The 18,270-nt window shown below is 72.7% G+C and carries 18 protein-coding genes; 7 read left to right on the top strand and 11 right to left on the bottom strand.

Annotated elements, in window-relative coordinates:
- Nucleotides 1–72: 72 nt before the first annotated feature.
- A complete protein-coding gene (locus ACFXMG_RS26025) occupies nucleotides 73–519 on the top strand; it encodes a DUF2550 domain-containing protein (RefSeq protein ID WP_150233122.1) in 447 nt (148 codons plus the stop codon).
- Between the two features lie 66 nt (nucleotides 520–585).
- On the opposite strand, the gene ACFXMG_RS26020 is transcribed toward ACFXMG_RS26025, so the two are convergent.
- The 3 genes from ACFXMG_RS26020 to ACFXMG_RS26010 all read right to left on the bottom strand — a co-directional run bounded on the left by ACFXMG_RS26020 (nucleotide 586) and on the right by ACFXMG_RS26010 (nucleotide 4,388).
- A complete protein-coding gene (locus ACFXMG_RS26020) occupies nucleotides 586–2,343 on the bottom strand; it encodes a glycosyl hydrolase family 18 protein (RefSeq protein WP_383819106.1) in 1,758 nt (585 codons plus the stop codon).
- 210 nt (nucleotides 2,344–2,553) lie between these two features.
- The gene (locus tag ACFXMG_RS26015) at nucleotides 2,554–3,195 is read right to left on the bottom strand and encodes a response regulator (RefSeq protein ID WP_383819027.1); all 642 of its coding nucleotides are present in this window, start codon (nucleotides 3,193–3,195) and stop codon (nucleotides 2,554–2,556) included.
- Nucleotides 3,192–4,388 (bottom strand): sensor histidine kinase, encoded by a 1,197-nt coding sequence (locus ACFXMG_RS26010; RefSeq protein ID WP_383819025.1) that lies wholly within the window; start codon nucleotides 4,386–4,388, stop codon nucleotides 3,192–3,194. The genes ACFXMG_RS26015 and ACFXMG_RS26010 overlap by 4 nt, the downstream gene beginning before the upstream one ends.
- Nucleotides 4,389–4,561: 173 nt before the next feature.
- Here ACFXMG_RS26010 and ACFXMG_RS26005 point away from each other — a divergent pair, with 173 nt between their 5' ends.
- Nucleotides 4,562–5,197, top strand: a complete 636-nt coding sequence (locus ACFXMG_RS26005) for a hypothetical protein (protein WP_383819023.1) — start codon at nucleotides 4,562–4,564, stop codon at nucleotides 5,195–5,197.
- Here ACFXMG_RS26005 and ACFXMG_RS26000 read toward each other — a convergent pair.
- Nucleotides 5,117–5,689, bottom strand: a complete 573-nt coding sequence (locus ACFXMG_RS26000; RefSeq protein WP_383819021.1) for a cob(I)yrinic acid a,c-diamide adenosyltransferase — start codon at nucleotides 5,687–5,689, stop codon at nucleotides 5,117–5,119. The two genes, ACFXMG_RS26005 and ACFXMG_RS26000, sit on opposite strands and share 81 nt — an antisense overlap.
- Nucleotides 5,690–5,849: 160 nt before the next feature.
- On the opposite strand from ACFXMG_RS26000, the gene ACFXMG_RS25995 reads away from it, so the two are divergent.
- The 3 genes from ACFXMG_RS25995 (at nucleotide 5,850) to ACFXMG_RS25985 (ending at nucleotide 10,142) form a co-directional block, all read left to right on the top strand.
- The gene (locus ACFXMG_RS25995) at nucleotides 5,850–6,698 is read left to right on the top strand and encodes a 3-hydroxyacyl-CoA dehydrogenase family protein (RefSeq protein WP_383819019.1); all 849 of its coding nucleotides are present in this window, start codon (nucleotides 5,850–5,852) and stop codon (nucleotides 6,696–6,698) included.
- A gap of 127 nt (nucleotides 6,699–6,825) precedes the next feature.
- On the top strand, nucleotides 6,826–7,149 hold the full coding sequence (locus tag ACFXMG_RS25990; RefSeq protein ID WP_019889522.1) for an STAS domain-containing protein: 324 nt from the start codon (nucleotides 6,826–6,828) through the stop codon (nucleotides 7,147–7,149).
- Between the two features lie 281 nt (nucleotides 7,150–7,430).
- On the top strand, nucleotides 7,431–10,142 hold the full coding sequence (locus ACFXMG_RS25985; RefSeq protein WP_383819017.1) for an ATP-binding protein: 2,712 nt from the start codon (nucleotides 7,431–7,433) through the stop codon (nucleotides 10,140–10,142).
- 79 nt (nucleotides 10,143–10,221) lie between these two features.
- On the opposite strand, the gene nucS is transcribed toward ACFXMG_RS25985, so the two are convergent.
- On the bottom strand, nucleotides 10,222–10,893 hold the full coding sequence (gene nucS, locus ACFXMG_RS25980; RefSeq protein ID WP_383819016.1) for an endonuclease NucS: 672 nt from the start codon (nucleotides 10,891–10,893) through the stop codon (nucleotides 10,222–10,224).
- A 228-nt stretch (nucleotides 10,894–11,121) separates the two neighbouring features.
- On the opposite strand from nucS, the gene ACFXMG_RS25975 reads away from it, so the two are divergent.
- Nucleotides 11,122–11,514, top strand: a complete 393-nt coding sequence (locus ACFXMG_RS25975; protein ID WP_031006219.1) for an SCO5389 family protein — start codon at nucleotides 11,122–11,124, stop codon at nucleotides 11,512–11,514.
- 148 nt (nucleotides 11,515–11,662) lie between these two features.
- Here the strand turns inward: ACFXMG_RS25975 and ACFXMG_RS25970 are convergent, their stop codons facing one another.
- Nucleotides 11,663–12,697: an LLM class flavin-dependent oxidoreductase gene (locus ACFXMG_RS25970; RefSeq protein WP_383819014.1), complete on the bottom strand. Its 1,035-nt coding sequence runs from the start codon at nucleotides 12,695–12,697 to the stop codon at nucleotides 11,663–11,665.
- A gap of 198 nt (nucleotides 12,698–12,895) precedes the next feature.
- Here ACFXMG_RS25970 and ACFXMG_RS25965 point away from each other — a divergent pair, with 198 nt between their 5' ends.
- Nucleotides 12,896–13,222, top strand: a complete 327-nt coding sequence (locus ACFXMG_RS25965; RefSeq protein WP_383819013.1) for an ATP/GTP-binding protein — start codon at nucleotides 12,896–12,898, stop codon at nucleotides 13,220–13,222.
- Nucleotides 13,223–13,232: 10 nt separating this feature from the next.
- On the opposite strand, the gene ACFXMG_RS25960 is transcribed toward ACFXMG_RS25965, so the two are convergent.
- From ACFXMG_RS25960 to ACFXMG_RS25940, 5 genes are all read right to left on the bottom strand, one after another.
- Nucleotides 13,233–14,069 carry an ABC transporter permease gene (locus ACFXMG_RS25960; RefSeq protein WP_383819012.1) on the bottom strand — a complete coding sequence of 279 codons (837 nt, stop codon included), beginning with the start codon at nucleotides 14,067–14,069 and terminating at the stop codon, nucleotides 13,233–13,235.
- Nucleotides 14,066–15,196, bottom strand: a complete 1,131-nt coding sequence (locus ACFXMG_RS25955; protein ID WP_383819011.1) for an ABC transporter ATP-binding protein — start codon at nucleotides 15,194–15,196, stop codon at nucleotides 14,066–14,068. The genes ACFXMG_RS25960 and ACFXMG_RS25955 overlap by 4 nt, the downstream gene beginning before the upstream one ends.
- 211 nt (nucleotides 15,197–15,407) lie before the next feature.
- Nucleotides 15,408–16,187 carry an ABC transporter permease subunit gene (locus ACFXMG_RS25950; protein WP_383828420.1) on the bottom strand — a complete coding sequence of 260 codons (780 nt, stop codon included), beginning with the start codon at nucleotides 16,185–16,187 and terminating at the stop codon, nucleotides 15,408–15,410.
- Between the two features lie 2 nt (nucleotides 16,188–16,189).
- Nucleotides 16,190–17,203: an ABC transporter ATP-binding protein gene (locus ACFXMG_RS25945; protein ID WP_383828422.1), complete on the bottom strand. Its 1,014-nt coding sequence runs from the start codon at nucleotides 17,201–17,203 to the stop codon at nucleotides 16,190–16,192.
- Nucleotides 17,204–17,289: 86 nt separating this feature from the next.
- A complete protein-coding gene (locus ACFXMG_RS25940; RefSeq protein WP_362180021.1) occupies nucleotides 17,290–18,225 on the bottom strand; it encodes a cellulose-binding protein in 936 nt (311 codons plus the stop codon).
- Nucleotides 18,226–18,270 lie beyond the last annotated feature (45 nt).

Genomic DNA, 18,270 nt, shown 5'->3' with positions numbered 1-18,270 from the left:
GATGCAGATGCAGGTTGTATTCGGTTCGGCCGGCGGCGCCGGTCACGGGACGCAGCGAGGAGGTCGGTGGAGATGTTCCTCGCGTTGCTCGTGTGCGGCCTGGTCGTCGCACTGGTGGTGATCGGGCTCTTCGTCTTCGGACTGCGCCGCAGACTGATCCAGCGGGCCGGCGGCACCTTCGACTGTTCGCTGCGCTGGGACGTCCCGGAGGAGCCGGACCTGTCCGGCAAGGGCTGGGTGTACGGGGTCGCCCGCTACAGCGGCGACGAGATCGCCTGGTTCCGGGTCTTCTCGTACGCGCCCCGCCCGCGCCGTTTCCTGGAGCGCTCGGCCATCGTCGCCCTGGAGCGCCGGATGCCGGAGGGCGAGGAGGAGCTGGCGCTGCTCTCGGACTCGGTGATCCAGCCCTGCATGTACAACGGCGTCCGGCTGGAGCTCGCGATGAGCGAGGACGCCCGCACCGGCTTCATGGCCTGGCTGGAGGCGGCGCCGCCCGGGCAGAGGGTCAACGTGGCCTGAGTCTTTTTAGGCGAGAAGCGGGGGACGGTGTGCTGCACCGTCCCCCGCTTCGTCGTACCCGGAGTGCTAGCTCAGGCCGGTGTTGATGGCCGTCACGAGCTCGCCGTTGGTGGTGTCACCGCTGAACTCCCAGAAGAAGGCTCCGCCGAGGCCCTGGTTCTTGGCCCAGCTCATCTTGGAGTTGACGGTGGCGGGGGTGTCGTAGCTCCACCAGTTGGTGCCGCAGTGGGCGTAGGCGGTGCCGGCGATGGTGCCGTTGGCCGGGCAGGAGCTCTTGAGGACCTTGTAGTCCTCGATGCCCTGCTCGTAGGTGCCCTGGGCCGGTCCGGTGGCCGTGCCGCCGGGGGCGGACTGGGTGACGCCGGTCCAGCCGCGTCCGTAGAAGCCGATGCCGAGCAGCAGCTTGTTGGCCGGGACGCCCTTGGCCTTGAACTTGGCGATCGCCTCGGCGGAGTTGAAGCCCGCCTGCGGGATGCCGGCGTACGAGGTCAGCGGGGAGTGCGGGGCCGTCGGGCCCTTCGCCGCCCAGGCGCCGAAGAAGTCGTACGTCATCACGTTCAGCCAGTCGTAGTACGGCGCGGCGCCCGCGTAGTCGGCGGCGTCGATCTTGCCGCCGGCGGAGGCGTCGGCCGTGACGGCCGCGGTGACCAGGTTGTTCGTGCCGAACTTGGCGCGCATGGCCTGCATCATGTTCTTGAAGGACGCGGCGCCGCTGGTGTCACAGGTGAGACCGCAGGCGTTCGGGTACTCCCAGTCCAGGTCGATGCCGTCGAAGACGTCGGCCCAGCGCGGGTCCTCGACCAGGTCGTAGCAGGACTGCGCGAACGCGGCCGGGTTCTGGACGGCCTGGCCGAAGCCGCCGGACCAGGTCCAGCCGCCGAAGGACCAGAGGACCTTGATGTTCGGGTACGCCTTCTTCAGCTTGCGCAGCTGGTTGAAGTTGCCGCGCAGCGGCTGGTCCCAGGTGTCGGCGACGCCGTCGACGGACTGGTCGGCGGTGTACGCCTTGTCGTAGTCGGCGTAGGCGTCACCGATGGTGCACTTGCCGCCCTGCACGTTGCCGAAGGCGTAGTTGATGTGGGTGATCTTGGACGCGGAGCCCGAGGTCACGATGTTCTTCACGTGGTAGTTGCGCCCGTAGACGCCCCAGTTGGTGAAGTAGCCCAGCTTGACGGCCTTCGGCGGCGGCGGGGTGTCGCCACCCGTGGTGCGCACCGGGGTCGGGCCGGCGGCGGGGCCGGTCTGGTCGATGCTGTCGCGGGCGACGACGGTGTAGGTGTAGTCGGTGCCCGCGGTGAGGCCCTGGTCGGTGTAGTTCAGGGCGGTGGTGGTGGTGACCTTGGTGCCGTCGCGCAGGACGTCGTAGTTCTTGACGGCGACGTCGTCCTGGGCCGCGCCCCAGGTGAGCTTCACCGAGGTGTTGGTGATGTCCGAGGCGACCGGGGTGCCGGGTGCCGAGGGCGGGTTGTCACCGGGCGGGGTGGAGCCGTCGCAGGAGGCGCCGTTGATCTTACAGCCGGTGGGGGCGCCGGATCCGGCGCCGTTGTAGCCGAAGGAGACCGAGGCGCCGGGCGCCAGGGTGCCGTTCCAGCCGACGTTCTTGGCGGTCCAGTGGTTGCCGCTGTTGGTGACGGTGGCGTCCCACGCGGAGGTGACCCTGGTGCCGGTGGGGTAGTCCCACTCCAGGGTCCACGAGGTGATGGTGGTGGTGCCGGTGTTCTTGACGGTCCAGTTGGCGCCGAAGCCGCTGCCCCAGTCCTGGGTCTTGGTGTAGGTCGCGGTCGCCGAGGTGGCCGCCTCGGCGGGGGAGGCGAGCCCGACCATGGCGGCGAGCGGGAGGGCCAGAGCGGTGAGGGCCGCGGCGGCCCGTGCTCTGAATCCTCTTCGGCGCGTCGGTGCTTGAGTGCTCAACGGTGCTCCTCAAGTTGCGGACGTTCTGGGTGGGGGTGGTCCGAGAGAGTTGCGCGCGCCCCGCGAGCGTAGGAAGGTCTGGACCAATCGTCAAGAGGTCCAGACCAACGTCGGCGCCGTTTCTCAGACGCCCAACTCCTGCGCCAGTACGGCCGCTTGGACCCGGCTGCGCAGCCCGAGCTTCCCCAGCACCTTGCTGACGTGCGTCTTCACCGTCGCCTCCGCCATGTCGAGACGTACCGCGATCTCCGCGTTCGACAGCCCCGTCCCCAGCGCCGACAGCACCTCGCGCTCGCGCGGCGTCAGGCCGTCGAGGACCGCGGGATCCCTGCGTACCGGCGGGGAGGGGGCAGCGAACTCCGCGATCAGCCGCCGGGTCACCGCCGGCGCGATCAGCCCCTCGCCCCGCGCCACCGTCCGCACCGCCTCGATCAGCTCCCGCGCCTCCGCGTTCTTCAGCAGGAAGCCCGACGCCCCCGCGCGCAGCGCCCCGAAGACGTACTCGTCCAGGTCGAAGGTGGTCAGCACCAGCACGTCCGCCAGCCCCTCCGCCACCACAAGACGGGTCGCCGTCACCCCGTCCATCCGGGGCATCTGCACGTCCATCAGCACCAGGTCCGGCCGCAGCTCCCGGGCCAGCTCCACCGCCCGCTCGCCGTCCTCCGCCTCCCCGACGACCTCGATGTCCGGCGCGCTGCCCAGGATCAGCACCAGCCCGGCCCGTACCGCGCTCTGGTCCTCGGCCACCACCACCCGCACCGTCATGCCCGCTCCTCCTCGCTCGCTCCCACGGGCAGCTCCGCCCGCACCCGCCACACCTTGCCGTCCCCGTCCGCCGTCACCGGACCGGCCTCCAGGGACCCGTCGAGCAGCGCCACCCGCTCCCGCATCCCCACCAGACCCGCCCCCGAGCCCGGCGCGCGCGGCCCCGGCGCCTGCCCGTACGGACTCGTCACCGTCACCCGCAGCGCCCCGTCCTCCCGCGCCAGCGCCACCCGCACCTCGCCCGGCGCCGCGTGCTTCAGCGCGTTCGTCAGCGCCTCCTGCACGATCCGGTACGCGGCCAGCTCCACCGGCGCCGGCAGCCCGGGGCCCTCCCGCCGGGCGTCCTCCAGGACGAAGCGAAGCCCGCTCGCCGCACCGTTCGTCCGCGCCTGCGCCACCAGCGCGTCCAGCCCCGCGAGCGTCGCCGTCGCGGCCGGCTCGGTCTCCGCGCCGCTCTCCCGCAGCAGCCCGATCAGCCGCCGCATCTCCGCGAGCCCCGCCACGCTGTTCTCCCGGATCACGGTCAGCGCCTGCCGGGTGGTGCCGGGGTCGTCCAGCGAGAGCGCGGCCGTCGAGTGGATCGCGATCGCCGAGAGGTGGTTCGCCACCACGTCGTGCAGCTCCCGCGCCATCCGCGCCCGCTCCGCGACCACCGCCTGCGCCCGGTCCATCTCGGCCAGCAGCGCGGTCTGTTCGGCGCGCAGCCGGGCGGCCTCCGCCGCCTCCCGGTGGTTGCGGACGATCGAGCCGGTGACGGCGGGCAGGAAGGAGATGATGCCCGTGATCACGCCGACGAGCAGCGCGATGGCGTTCTGCCACCAGACCAGGAAGGCCACCGTGGTGCCGACGGTGATCAGGGCGGTGACGTACGGGATGCGGCGCGCCTGCGCCGGGGTGCCGTAGACGACCGCCGCGTAGACGACGTCCGTGAACATCAGCACGGTGGCCAGGTTCCCGTTGGTGAACTGGTCGGCGACGATGGCCGCCGTGCCCACGAGCAGGGCGGTCTGCGGCGCGGCGCGGCGCAGCGCCTCCGCCGCGGCCATCGCCGCCAGCGGTACGAGCGCCGCCCAGCGCTGGTCGAAGATCCGGTCGCCCGTCGTGTAGAGCCCGTACGACCAGAGCAGCACGCCGACGGAGAGCCCGGCGAAGGCGATGAGCACGTCGTGGCGGTGCGGGCGGGGGAGGGTCACGTACCCATCCAACACGCCCTTCGGCCCCCGGACCTCGGCGTCGGGGCCGATCCGGGGCCGCCCGCGCCTCCGTCGAACGATGTAGACGCGTTTCCTCTCCGGCGACGACGAACCGGGCGCGCCCGCACGGGAGGCTGGGAGGGACCGTCGGGGGAAGCGAAAGGGGAACCGCCGTGATCGTCACGACGATCGTGATCTGCGAGGTGGGGTTCTGGGTCCTGCTGGCCGCCGGGCTCGGCGCCCGCTACGTGCTGCGCATGCCCAGGCTGGGGATGGGGCTGCTGCTGTGCGAGCCGTTCCTGGAGGTGCTGCTCCTCGTCGTCACCGCGATCGACCTCAAGAACGGCGCCGAGCCCGCCTGGAAGCACGGGCTCGCCGCGATCTACATCGGCTACACCGTCGGTCACGGCCACCGGACCGTGAAGTGGCTCGACGGGCACGCCGCCCACCGCTTCGGCGGCGCCCCGCCGCCCCCGAAGCCGCCCCGCTACGGCATGGGCCGCGCCCGGCACGAGGCGCAGATCTGGCTCGGCTCCGTCGTGGCCGCCTCCGTCACCGCCGCCCTGCTGCTCGCCGCGATCTGGTACGTCGGCGACGCCGGCGACACCTCGAAGCTGAAGGACACGATCGGCGGCGTCTGGCGGATCGTCGGCATCCACGGCCTGATCGTGCTCAGCTACGCCGTCTGGCCGAAGAAGGCCCCCGAGCCCGCCCCGGCGAAGGACACCTCAGCGCTCGCCCCCCGGGACCCAGAGCACGTCCCCGACCTCCCGGTTCGCGACCCGCGCAAGGATGAAGAGCAGGTCTGAGAGGCGGTTGAGGTAGGTGGCCGTGAGGGGGTTCATCGTCTCGGCGTGGACCTCCAGGGCCGACCACGTCGAGCGCTCGGCGCGGCGGACCACCGTGCACGCCTGGTGCAGCAGTGCCGCGCCGGGCGTGCCGCCCGGAAGGATGAAGGAGCGCAGCTTCTCCAGCTCCTCCAGGAAGCGGTCGCAGTCCGCCTCCAGCTTGTCGATGTACGCCTGCTCGACCCGCAGCGGCGGGTACTCGGGGTTCTCCACGACCGGGGTGGCGAGGTCGGCGCCCACGTCGAAGAGGTCGTTCTGGACCCGGGTGAGGACCGCGACGACCTCCTCCTCCAGATGCCCGAGCGCCAGCGCGGTGCCGATGACCGCGTTGGCCTCGTTGGCGTCCGCGTAGGCCGCGATCCGGAGGTCGGTTTTGGCGGTGCGGCTCATGTCGCCCAGGGCCGTCGTGCCCTGGTCGCCGGTGCGGGTGTAGATGCGCGTCAGATTGACCATGCACCCCAGCCTAGTGACGCCCCCGCCCGCCGCACCTGTCGTGAGTGTGACGTCCGTCAAAGACAGCGTGACGCGCATTACTTCGCGGTCACATGGCGCCCCCGGCCCGCTAATCTCCGCCGGAGAGCCAGAAGTGAACAGGTGTTAAGGGGTGGAATTCGTGGCCGGAAAGCTCGCCGTCATCGGGGCCGGACTCATGGGAGCCGGCATCGCTCAGGTCTCGGCCCAGGCCGGCTGGGACGTGGTCCTGCGCGACGTCACCGACGCCGCCCTGACCCGCGGCACCGACGGCATCAGGTCCTCGTACGAGAAGTTCGTCGCGAAGGGCAAGCTGGAGGCCGCCGACGCGGAGGCCGCCCTCGGCCGCATCACCGCCACCACCGACCTCGACGCGGTCGCCGACGCCGACATCGTCGTCGAGGCCGTCTTCGAGAAGATCGAGGTCAAGCACGAGATCTTCCGCGCCCTCGACAAGATCGCCAAGGACGGCGCGGTCCTCGCCTCCAACACCTCCGCCATCCCGATCACCAAGATCGCCGCAGTGACCGAGCGCCCCGAGGCCGTCGTCGGCGTCCACTTCTTCTCGCCCGTCCCGATGATGCAGCTCGTCGAGCTCGTCCGCGGCTACAAGACGAGCGACGAGACCCTCGCGGCCGCCCGCTCCTTCGCCGAGTCCGTCGGCAAGACCTGCATCGTCGTCAACCGCGACGTCGCCGGCTTCGTCACCACCCGGCTGATCTCCGCCCTCGTCGTCGAGGCCGCCAAGCTGTACGAGTCGGGCGTCGCCACCGCCGAGGACATCGATCTCGCGTGCCGGCTGGGCTTCGGCCACGCCATGGGCCCGCTGGCCACCACCGACCTCACCGGCGTCGACATCCTGGTCAACGCCACCGGCAACATCTATGCCGAGACCCAGGACGAGAAGTTCGCGCCGCCGGAGCTGATGCGCCGGATGGTGGACGCGGGTGACATCGGCCGCAAGAGCGGGCAGGGCTTCTACAAGTACTGAGCGCCGCCCGCCACACCACCTCACTCCATGGAGTGAATTCAGGTATCGGTTCGACGACAAGGCGCAACGTATCTGCCGAGGCAGCAGTCAGTTGTTGCGAAGACGGAGCATTTCCCGGGGAGCGACTATGCACATCAGGGGCGACCATGCCGAGCTGGTCGTCGGGGGCCGCCTCGACGTCCGGAGCGCGGCGGACGCCCGTACGGTCCTGCACTCGGCCGTCGACGACGGCGTCGGCGATCTCGTGCTCGACCTGACCGGACTCGACTCCTGGGACGCGACCGGACTCGGCGTGATCATGGGCGCGCACCGGCGGGCCGGCCGGTGCGGCCGCCGGCTCGTCCTGCGCGGGGTGCCGCCGCAGATGCAGCGGCTCCTCGTCGCCACCCGCCTCCACCGCATCCTCGCCATCGAGGGCGGCCTCGCCGCGGAGTCCCTGCCCCGCGTCTGATGAACGGGACGCGGGGCCAGGGTCCGCGGCCGGGGCTCGCGGCCAGGGCTCGCGGCCGGGGGCTCGCGGGCCGCGGCCCCCGGTGAACAGGCCCCCGCAGTGTGTGAAGCCCCCGTGTGAACCAGGCGTCACGCTCAATCCTCACAAGACCGTGACGTCTTGGTCTCCACGGCACCCCGCCTGTTCCCGGGCGTCCGGCGACCGTCTAGGGTTCGGTCGCCCGCACCCGCAGACGGACCCACCCGGCGGGCTCCGCACCACCGCTCTTGGGGGCTTTGACCATGGACCCGATACACCGGGGGCCGGACGAGTCCGGTCACGACGCCGCGGCCGAGGACGCCCGCCCCGCGCAGCCCGCCGCCCTGCCCGAGCGCGCCGCCGCGGCCCCCGTCCGCGCCCGCGTCACCCGGATCGTCTCCGGCGGGCTGCTCCTCACCGTCAACCCCGTCGACGGCAGCGAGATCGAGCCATGCCCGCCCGGCGAGGAGCCCCCGGCCGCCCGCCGCCGCACCCCCGAGGAACGCGCCGAGGCCGGCCGCACCGCCGCCGCGCCCGCGCCGCCCGGCCCCGCCGCCCCCGCACTGCCCCTCCTCGAACGCGACCAGCAGCGCGCCCGCCTCACCGAGACGCTGACCCGAGGCCGCTCCGCCCGCCTCACAGGCCCCGACGGCTCCGGCCGCACGGCCCTCCTCGACGCCGTCGCCGCCGACTGCGCCTCCCTCGCCCCCGACGGCGTCGTCCGCCTCTCCGGCCACCACCGCACCACCGGCGAACTCCTCCACGAGCTCCGCGCCGCCGTCCTGCACGCCCCCCGCCACCGGCCCGACCGCGAGGGCCTGCGGGCCGGCCTCGCCACCGTCGGCGCCGTCGTGGTCGTCGACGACCTGGAGTTCGGCGGCGCCGCCCTCGACGAACTCCTCGCCGCCGCCCCCGAGTGCGCCTTCCTCCTCGCCGCCGCCCCCGGCGCCCCCGCGCCCTCCGCCGAGGCCCAGATCGAGGAGGTCGCCCTCCCGGGCCTCGGCCGCGCCGCCTCCCTCGCCCTCCTGGAGGCCGCCGTCGGCCGCCGCCTCACCGATGAGGAGGCCAACTGGGCCGGCGACCTCTGGTTCGAGTCCGAGGGCCTGCCGCTCCGCTTCGTGCAGGCGGGCGCCCTGCTCCGGCAGCGCGACCGGCTGCGCGTCACCCCCGCCGAGTTCGACGCCTTCGGCGCCCTGGAGGAGGCGTTCGGCCCGACCGGTACGGCGCCGGGAGCGGGCCCCGCCGACGCCGTACCCGGACTCGACCCGTACGAGGACCCCGACGTCGAGCTCCACGAGGTGCCGCTGCCCAGCCTCGGCGAGGGCGCCGCACCCGCCGCGCTGCTCGCCTCCCGGCTCAGCCGCTCCGCCCAGACCACCCTCCGCTTCGCCGTCGCCCTCGGCGGAGAGGTCCCGCACCACGCCCACCTCCCGGCGCTCGTCGGCGACACCCACGCCGACGCCGCCCTCGGCGAGCTCCGCGCCTGCGGCCTCCTCACCCCCGCCGGCACCCGGCACCGGCTCGCCGGCGGCGTCCTCACCCAGCTCCTCGCCCACGGCTACGGCCAGGACGCCCCCGACCGCGTCCACACCGCCGCCCAGCACTACGCCTGGTGGGCCGGCCACCCCTCGGTGGGCCCCGAGCGGGCCGCCGCCGAGTCCGACGCCCTGCTCGCCGCCCTCGGCGGCCTCGTCGCCGTCCTCGCGAGCGGCGACACCGGCGGTGCGCACGACGGTGACACCGGGGCCGTGGCCGAGCGCCGGGCCACCGCCGTCGCCCTCGCCCGGGCCGCCGCCCCCGCCTTCGCCGCCGGCCTCCACTGGGGCGCCTGGGAGCGCGCCCTGCGCGCCGGCCAGGAGGCCGCCCGGCTCGCCGGGGACGTCGCGGAGGAGGCGTACTTCCACCACGAGCTCGGCGTCCTCGCCGTCTGCGCCGGCAACCTCGCCCGCGCCCGCGCGGAGCTGGAGGCGTCGATCGGCCTGCGCGGCGTCCTCGCCGACAAGCGCGGCACGGTCGCCGGCCGCCGGGCGCTCGCCCTCGTCGCCGACCTCACCCGCGAGCAGGAGCCCCCGACGGCCCTGCTGCCGTCCCGTACCGACTCCCCGCCGCGCGGCCTGCCCGTGGCCCTCCCCGTCGCCCCCGCCGCCCTCACGGCCCCCGCCGAGCCGCCGACCGAGGTCCTGCCGCCGGTCCCCGGTCCGACTCTCGCGCCGCCCGGCTTCCCGGTCTTCCCCGACGTCGCCGACGAGGGCCCCACGGTCGTCTCCCGCCGGGCCGCACCCCCGGAGGACCGGCCGCGCCGGAGCCTCAAGGCGGGCATCCTCAACGGCACCCGCCGCAACCTCGCCGCCGTCGGCGCCGGCACGCTCCTCGTCGCCGTCCTCGGCACCGTCGTCACCCTCGGCGCCACCTCCGGCACCGACGACACGCCCACCTCCGGCACCGTCAGCACCGACAGCACCGCCGACCAGGGCGCCGAGGAGCTGCCGGAGACCGACGACGAGGCGCCCGCCGAGGGCGAGTCCGGCGACCCGACCACGACGGGTACGCCGACCACCTCCGGTTCGCCCGGCCCCACCACCTCCGGCGCGACCCCGACGGCGACCGGCACGGACCCGACGACCACCGGCTCCCCGTCCACCACCACGCCCGGCGAACCGGACCCGTCGACGACGAGTGCGCCGGGCGCGACGGACGACACGACGACGCGTCCCGGACGGCCGACGAGCACCGGGCCCACGAAGACCTCCCGGCCCCCGACGGGACCGTCGGGCACCACTCCGCCGTCCTCGACGACCCCGCCCGCCACGCAGTCCACCCCGCCGTCCTCGACGACCCCGCCGGCCACTCCGTCCACCACGCCGGCGACGACCCCGCCGTCCTCCCCGCCGGCGAGCGAAACCGCCACCGGAGAGGCCCCCGGCGCCGGCGCCTCCTCGACCCTCGACGAGGCCCCCACCGCCACGGGGAGCTGAGACCCCGCGAAAAGGGACGGCCCCGGGCGCTCGGTGCGCCCGGGGCCGTCCCCTTCGCCGTGCTTTCCGGCCGTCCGGTTCAGAACAGCCGCAGCTTGTCGTCCTCGATGCCGCGCAGGGCGTTGTAGTCGAGCACCACGCAGTCGATCCCGCGGTCCGTCGCCAGGACCCGCGCCTGCGGCTTGATCTCCTGGGCCGCGAAGATGCCCTTCACCGGGGCGAGGTGCGGGTCACGGTTGAGCAGCTCCAGGTAGCGGGTCAGCTGCTCGACGCCGTCGATCTCGCCGCGCCGCTTGATCTCGACGGCGACCGTGGCGCCGTCCGCGTCCCGGCAGAGGATGTCGACGGGGCCGATGGCCGTCGGGTACTCGCGGCGGACCAGCGTCCAGCCCTCGCCCAGCGTCTCGATGCGGTCGGCCAGCAGCTCCTGGAGGTGGGCCTCGACGCCGTCCTTGATGAGACCCGGGTCCACACCCAGCTCGTGGGACGAGTCGTGGAGGATCTCCTCCATCGTGATGATCAGTTTCTCGCCCGCTTTGTTGATCACGGTCCAGATGCCGGCCTCACCGTCGGCCCCCTCCTTCAGGGTGCACGGCGGCGACATCCAGTTGAGCGGTTTGTACGCCCGGTCGTCCGCGTGGATGGAGACACTGCCGTCGGCCTTGATCAGGATCAGACGGTGTGCGGAGGGCAGATGGGCCGTGAGCCGGCCCGCGTAGTCCACGGAGCAGCGGGCAATGACGAGACGCATGGTCGGCAACGCTACAAGAGGAGCGCCCTTCTACGCGATTCGGGCACCGGCGTGAGCCGAACACCCGTCGGTTATCGGCCTGTTGTGTGCCCAATCGCCTGGTGCGGGCAGGACCGCGCGCTTACCGTGGAAGCTGGAGGTCGTCGTCCGTGCACGCTGCGTGGCGTACGGCGGCCCTCGTCCCTGCCCGCACAGGCCCCGCTCCGCGGGGTCGCGAGAGGAGAACCCATGTCGCTCGACGTCTCACCGGCACTGTTGGAACAGGCCGAGCGAGGCGAGGTCGACGAAGCCGCCTTCGTCGACTGCGTCCGGACCTCCCTGCCCTTCGCGTGGGAGATGATCAGTTCTCTGGTGGCCCAGCTGGAGGTGGAAGGCGGAGAGTTCGCCGACAACCAGACGCCGCCGCCCAATGAGCAGGCACGCGGTCAGCTGCTGCGCGCGCTGGCGAGCGACGCGATCCGCGGTGCGCTCCAGCGCCACTTCGGGGTGCGTCTGGCCTTCCAGAACTGCCACCGGGTGGCGGTCTTCCCGCTGGACCCGGCGGTGGACGAGCGGCTCGCCCGCTTCACCTCGATACGGGGCCAGCTGCTCAACCAGTCGCCGGAACTGCGCGACTGCTGAGGTCCCACCGCTGTCACCGGGACCCGCCGGCACCCGCCGGGACCCGACGGGACCTGAACGCCGCCGCTCCGCGCCGCGGGAGCCGCGATCGGTGCGTGTCGACGCGCACCGGTCGCGGGGACGCCGGGGCGGCGGCGGGTCCCTGTCCTCAGCCCAGCCGGGGGAGGACCTCGGTGCCGAGGCGCCGCAGGTTCTCCTCGGTCCCGGCGAGGTCGCCGGAGCCCTCGGCGAGCAGGGCGAAGCGGGTGATGCCGGTGCGCTCGGCGGTCGCCGCCAGCCGGTCCGCCGCGAGCGCCGGGGTGCCGACCGGGTGCAGCGAGCAGAGCAGCTCGGTGTACGCCACCGGGTCCCGCATCGCGCGGTGCCGGCCGTCCACCGTCACATGCGCGTCCAGGCCCTGCTTCAGCCAGCCCGGCATCGACTTCACCAGGGTCTCGGCCGCCTCCCGGGCGCGGTCCGCGAGCTGCACCACGCCCGCGGACACATGGCCGGCGCCGATCCGGGCGATCTCGTCCGGGTCCCGTCCGGCCTCCCGCGCGCAGCGGGCCCAGGCCGCGACCATCTCCGCCTTGTCCTCGTCGCCGCAGTGCATCCCGAGGAGCATCGGCAGGCCACGCTCGGCCGCGAGCCGCACGCTCTTCGGCGAGGTGCAGGCCACGACCACCTCCGGCGACGGATCGCCGCCGATCAGCTCGCCGGCCCGGGGCACCACCGGCACCTCACGGAAGGAGAATCGTTCGCCCTCGGCACCCACACGGGCCTCGGTGAGCCACCGCAGCAACAGGTCGAGCGCCTCCGGGAAGCCGCGCTCGTACGCCTCCAAACCCGCGCCGAACACCTCAAGGTCCACCCACGGCCCGCCGCGTCCCACCCCGAGGGTGAATCTGCCGCCCGAGGCCACGTGCAGCAGCGCCGCCTGCTCGCCGAGGGCGACCGGGTGGACGGTCGGCAGCACGCTCACCGCCGTCCCCACCCGCAGCCGCCGGGTGCGGCCCAGCAGCAGCGCCGCCAGCGTCACCGCCGACGGGCACACTCCGTACGGTACGAAATGGTGCTCGGCCAGCCAGACCGAGTCCAGGCCCGCCTCCTCGGCCACCTCGGCGGTCCGCACCGCCCGGTGCAGCGCCTCTCCCTGCCCCTGGCCCGGAAACTGAGCCGCCAGAACGAACGTTCCTACGCGCATCGCCTTCTGCCTCCTCGCGGCCGACGCGTTCCTTCCCCTCGTACCGGCAACAACGCCTGACACGTGCCAAAGGCAACGGCCTTGTATGAAGTTCTTGCGATTTTCGGTCCGGGGGCTCGGATCGGGGCCCCGGACACCTGGTCGCGGCCCGTACGCTGGAGGGAACGGTCCGTGTTTCCCGACCCCGTGAGGTGTGCTGTGTCCCCGCGTCACCACCGCTCCCGCCGCGGCGCCAAGCCCGAGGCGCAGGACGACCGCGACGACCGGTACGGCGGCTCGCAGGCCACCGAGACCTGGCAGGGCGAGGAGTGGTACGTCCGCCTCGTCGCCGGCGCCAGCTCCCCGGGCAAGCGCTACCGCTGCCCCGGCTGCGACCAGGAGATCCCCGGCGGCGCCCCGCACGTCGTCGCCTGGCCCGAGTACGGCGGCGTCGACGACCGCCGCCACTGGCACAAGGCGTGCTGGAACGCGAAGGACCGCCGCACCTCCCGGGTGCAGCGGTCCCGCAACGCTCCGAAGTACTGAGACCGGCGGCTCAGACGTCCCGGCGGTTCAGCAGCGCGTACGCGCCGCCCATCACCACGACCGCGACGCCCACCAGCGTGAAGAGGGCCTCCCAGCCCGCCGGGCCGTTCTCGCCGAACGGCGGCCGCTCGCTGTACAGCGCGATCATCTGCGAGGGCACCGAGTAGGTGAACAGCGCCTCCTGGAGCCCCTTCAGCGCCGGCGCGAACATGAACAGCGCCGCCACCAGCGGCAGCAGCAGCACACCGATCATCACCGTGATGGCCCCGGCCGAGTGCCGCACCAGCGCGCCGACGCCCATCGACAGCAGGCCGAGCACCGCGAGGAACCCGGCCGCGCCGACCGTGGCCCGCGCCCACTCCGCGCCCGAAGGCTCCGCCGCGTCCACCATCGCCACCTGCGCGGTCGCCACCACGAACGCGACCACCAGGGTCACCGTGAAGACCAGCAGGAAGAAGACGATCGCCTTCGCCGTCAGCACCCGGGCCCGGCTCGGGCACGCCGTCAGCGTGGTCCGGATCATGCCCGTGCCGTACTCGGACGAGATCGTCAGCACGCCCAGCGTGATCACGCAGATCGACGCCGGCAGCATCCCGAAGAAGCCCAGCGGCAGCGCCGACTCCTCGCCCATGCTGCCGCCCTCGCCGGCGGCGATCGCGGCCACGCCGAGGCCGATCACCAGCATCAGCAGGATCATCGTCCCCAGCGTCCACATCGTCGAGCGCACCGAGCGGATCTTCGTCCACTCCGAGGCGAGCGCGTCGCCGAGGTGCGCCCGGCGGACCGGGATGGGGGAGACGTAGCCGTACGTCTGCTGAGGCGTCGGGGTCGGCGTCGGGGCGGTCATCGGGCGTCCTTGGTGGTGTCGCTCGGCTGCGGGGTGCCCGGCGCGGCCGGGGCCGCGGGGGGCTGCGGGGCGGCGTAGGGGTTCTGTCCGGGCGGCGGAGGCGCGTACCAGCCCTGCTGCGGCACGTCCGCCGGGGCCACCGGCTGCGGCGGCAGGCCGTACCCCGGCTGGCCGGGTCCCGGCGGGGCCTGGAGGTGCGCCAGCTTGTCGTCGCTGGAGCGGTAGTCCACCGCGCCCTGCGTCAGCCGCATGTACGCCTCCTCCAGCGACGCCTGGTGCGGGGACAGCTCCCAGAGCCGTACGTCCGCCTCGTGCGCCAGGTCGCTGATCCTCGGCAGCGGCAGGCCGGTGACGCGCAGCGCCCCGTCCGGCTCGGAGAGGACCTGGCCGCCGGCCTCGGCGAGCACGCCCGACAGCTTGTCCCGCAGTCCGGGCTCGGTGTCCGGGGTGCGGACCCGGGCGAAGTCCGCCGAGTTCGCCGAGATGAACTGCTTCACCGGCATGTCGGCGAGGAGCTGCCCGCGGCCGATCACGATCAGGTGGTCGGCCGTCAGCGCCATCTCGCTCATGAGGTGGCTGGAGACGAAGACCGTGCGGCCCTCGGAGGCCAGCTTCTTCATCAGGTTGCGGACCCAGAGGATGCCCTCGGGGTCGAGGCCGTTGACCGGCTCGTCGAAGAGCAGCACCTGCGGGTCGCCGAGCAGGGCCGCCGCGATGCCGAGCCGCTGGCCCATGCCGAGCGAGAAGCCCTTGGAACGGCGCTTCGCCACGTCCTGGAGACCCACCACGCTCAGCACCTCGTCCACCCGGCGGGCCGGGATGCCGGCCAGCTGGGCCAGCGAGAGGAGGTGGTTGCGGGCGCTGCGGCCGCCGTGCACGGCCTTGGCGTCGAGCAGGGCGCCCACCTGCCGGGGCGCGTTCGGCAGTTGCCGGAAGGGGTGGCCGCCGATCGTCACCTGGCCGGCCGTGGGCGCGTCCAGGCCCAGGATCATGCGCATGGTGGTCGACTTGCCGGAGCCGTTCGGGCCCAGGAAACCGGTGACGACACCCGGCCTCACCTGGAAGGAAAGGTTGTACACGGCCGTCTTGGCGCCGTAGCGCTTCGTCAGGCCGACTGCCTCGATCATTCTCCAGCCCCATCGACAGGTCGGTGGTGTGCGATCGGGGCATGGCGGCGCGTGACCGCGAGGCCCCCGTACGAGTCAGGAGCTTATCCAGCCGTTGACGGTTCCCGCGCCGGAGATACGAGACCGAAGCGAAACCTCCGGGGGAAATCCGGGACGCCCCGGACCCCGCCTCAGGGGGTCCGGGGCGTCCCGGGTCCGCAGAGGACCGGGGTCAGGCGTCCCGCCGCTTCAGCACCAGGTAGCCGCCGAGCAGGGCGGCCGCCACCCACAACAGCATGATCCCGAGCCCGCCCCAGGGCCCGTACGGCGCCTTCTCCGAGCCCAGCGCGTCCGGCACCACCTGCATGATCTTGGAGCCCGCCTGGTCGGGGAAGTACTTGGCGACCTCCTTCGCCTTCGGCACCGCCGACAGGATCTGGGAGATCAGGAAGAAGAACGGCACCAGGATGCCCAGCGACAGCATCGAGGAGCGGAGCATCGCCGCCACGCCCATCGAGAACAGCGCGATCAGCCCCATGTAGAGCCCGCCGCCGACCACCGCCCGCAGCACGTTGTCCGCGCCGATCGTCGTCCGGTGCTCGCCCAGCAGCGCCTGCCCGAGGAAGAACGACAGGAAGCTCGTCACCAGACCGACGATCAGGGCGAGCGCCCCGGCCACCGCCACCTTGGAGAAGAGGAACGTCGCCCGCTGGGGGACGGCCGCGAGCGAGGTGCGGATCATGCCCGAGGAGTACTCGGTCCCCACCACCAGCACGCCGAAGACCACCATCGCCAGCTGCCCCAGCACCATCCCGGAGAAGCTCACGAAGGTCGGGTCGAAGGTCGCCTGCTCCAGGTCGTTGAGGTCGTCGAAACTCGACTTCAGGAGCGCCGAGAGCGCCGCGCCCATCGCCACCGTCACGAACAGCGCGCTCGCCAGGGTCCAGAGCGTCGACGAGACCGTCCGGATCTTCGTCCACTCGGACCGGAGGACCGCGGGTACCGCCGCCATCGTCAGACCCCCTCGCCGCTCGGACCGGCCCCCGGGCCCTGTGCGGGCCCCCAGCCGGAGTTCGCGCCCCACACGGGGCCGGGCGCGGCCGGTTCGCCGCCGTGCACGTCGGTGCCGTGCGCGTGGTACTCCACCGCGCCCGCCGTCATCTGCATGAACGCCTCCTCCAGGGAGGCGCGCTGGGCGCTCAGCTCGTGCAGCGTCAACTGGTTCGCCGCCGCCAGCTCGCCCAGCTTCTCGGTCGTGGCCCCGTCCACCTCCAGGGTTCCGTTTCCGGCCTCGACCACCACGAATCCGTCGGCGTGGAGCACGTCCCGCAGCCGTTCCTGCTGCGGAGAGCGCAGCCGGACGAAACTCCGCGAATTCTGCTGGATGAAATCCGCCATCGACATGTCGGCCAGCAACTTTCCCTGCCCGATGACGATCAGATGGTCTGCCGTCAGCGCCATTTCACTCATGAGATGACTGGAGACGAAGATCGTCCGCCCTTCCGAGGCCAGCGACTTCATCAGATTGCGGATCCAGTGAATTCCCTCAGGGTCCAGACCATTGACGGGTTCGTCGAACATCAGGATCTCCGGATCGCCGAGCAGCGCCGACGCGATCCCGAGCCGCTGCCCCATACCGAGCGAGAAACCCTTCGACTTCTTCCGCGCCACCGCCGTCAGACCCACCAGGTCCAGCACCTCGCCCACCCGGCGCTCCGGGATCCGGTTCGACTGCGCCAGACACAGCAGGTTGTTGTACGCCGACCGGCCCCCGTGCATCGCCTTGGCGTCGAGCAGCGCCCCGATGTACTTCAGCGGCTCGTCCAGCTCGCGGTAGTGCCGGCCGTCGATCCGTACCGTCCCGCTCGTCGGGTTGTCCAGATCGAGCATCATCCGCATCGTGGTCGACTTCCCCGCCCCGTTGGGCCCCAGGAAGCCGGTGATCATGCCCGGCCTGACCTGGAAGGAGAGATGATCGACCGCCGTCTTCGTCCCGTACCGTTTCGTCAGCCCGTCAAGCTCGATCATGCGTACCAAGCTAAAGGCGCGCGAAACCCCCCGCCACCGGAGTGACGGGGGGTCCGGAACGCACGCGCTACCGGCTCGGCCGGGGCTTACCGGGTCTGCTGGGCCGGCACGCCCGCGGAGCGGTCCTCGTCCAGCGGGGAGCCGGCCGCGGCCACCGCGGCACCGGTCAGCGTCGCCAGCATCTCGCGGACGTTGGTCAGCTGCGCGTTGATGGAGTCGCGGCGGTTCGTCAGCGCCGCGAGCTCGCGCTCCGATTCCGAACGGATCCGGTCGGCCTTGGCGTTCGCGTCGGCCACGATGTCCTCGGCCTGGCGCTGCGCGGTCTCCACCGTCTGGCGGGCCCGGCGCTCGGCGTCCGTACGGAGCTTCTCGGCCTCCAGGCGGAGCTGCTCGGCGCGGTGCTCGATCTCGGCGAGGCGCTTCTCGGCCTTGGCCTGACGGGAGGCCAGGTCGCGCTCGGACTGCTCGCGGCGCTTGGCCAGGTTGGTCTCGAAGTCCGCGGCGGCCTGGGCGGCCTTGGCGCGGGTCTCCTCGAAGAGGGCGTCCGCCTCCTCGCGCTTCGACTGCGCGTCCTTCTGCGCCTCGGCACGCAGCGAGTTGGCCTCGCCCTGCGCCTTCTCGACGATCCGGACGCCCTCGTCCTCGGCCTTGGACTTGCGCTCGGCCGCGAACGACTCCGCGTCGTTGCGCACCTGCTGGGCGGCCGACTCGGCCAGCTCGCGGTGCTGCTCGGCGGCGCGGCGGGCCTCCTCGCGCAGGTCCTTCGCCTCCTCCTCGGCGAGACGGAGGATCTTCTCGACACGCGCGCCGAGACCGGCGTACGACGGCTCCGCGTCACTCACCTGCGCCTGGGCGTTCTGCGTCTCGAGGTGGAGCTCCTCGATGCGCTTCTCCAGGGAGGTGATCCGGGCCAGAGCACTGTCTCGGTCGGCGACGAGCTTGGTAATGCGGTCGTCCACCTGACCGCGGTCGTAACCACGCCGCACGAGCTCGAAGCCGAAGGGGGAGGATGTGTCGCTCATGGGGTTCCTGTCGAATGAGACCGGTGAGGTGTTAGAGGGAATCCT

The organism is Streptomyces sp. NPDC059201 (assembly GCF_042754585.1).
Classification (GTDB): Bacteria; Actinomycetota; Actinomycetes; order Streptomycetales; family Streptomycetaceae; genus Streptomyces.
This window is presented reverse-complemented; position numbering and strand designations above follow the sequence as displayed.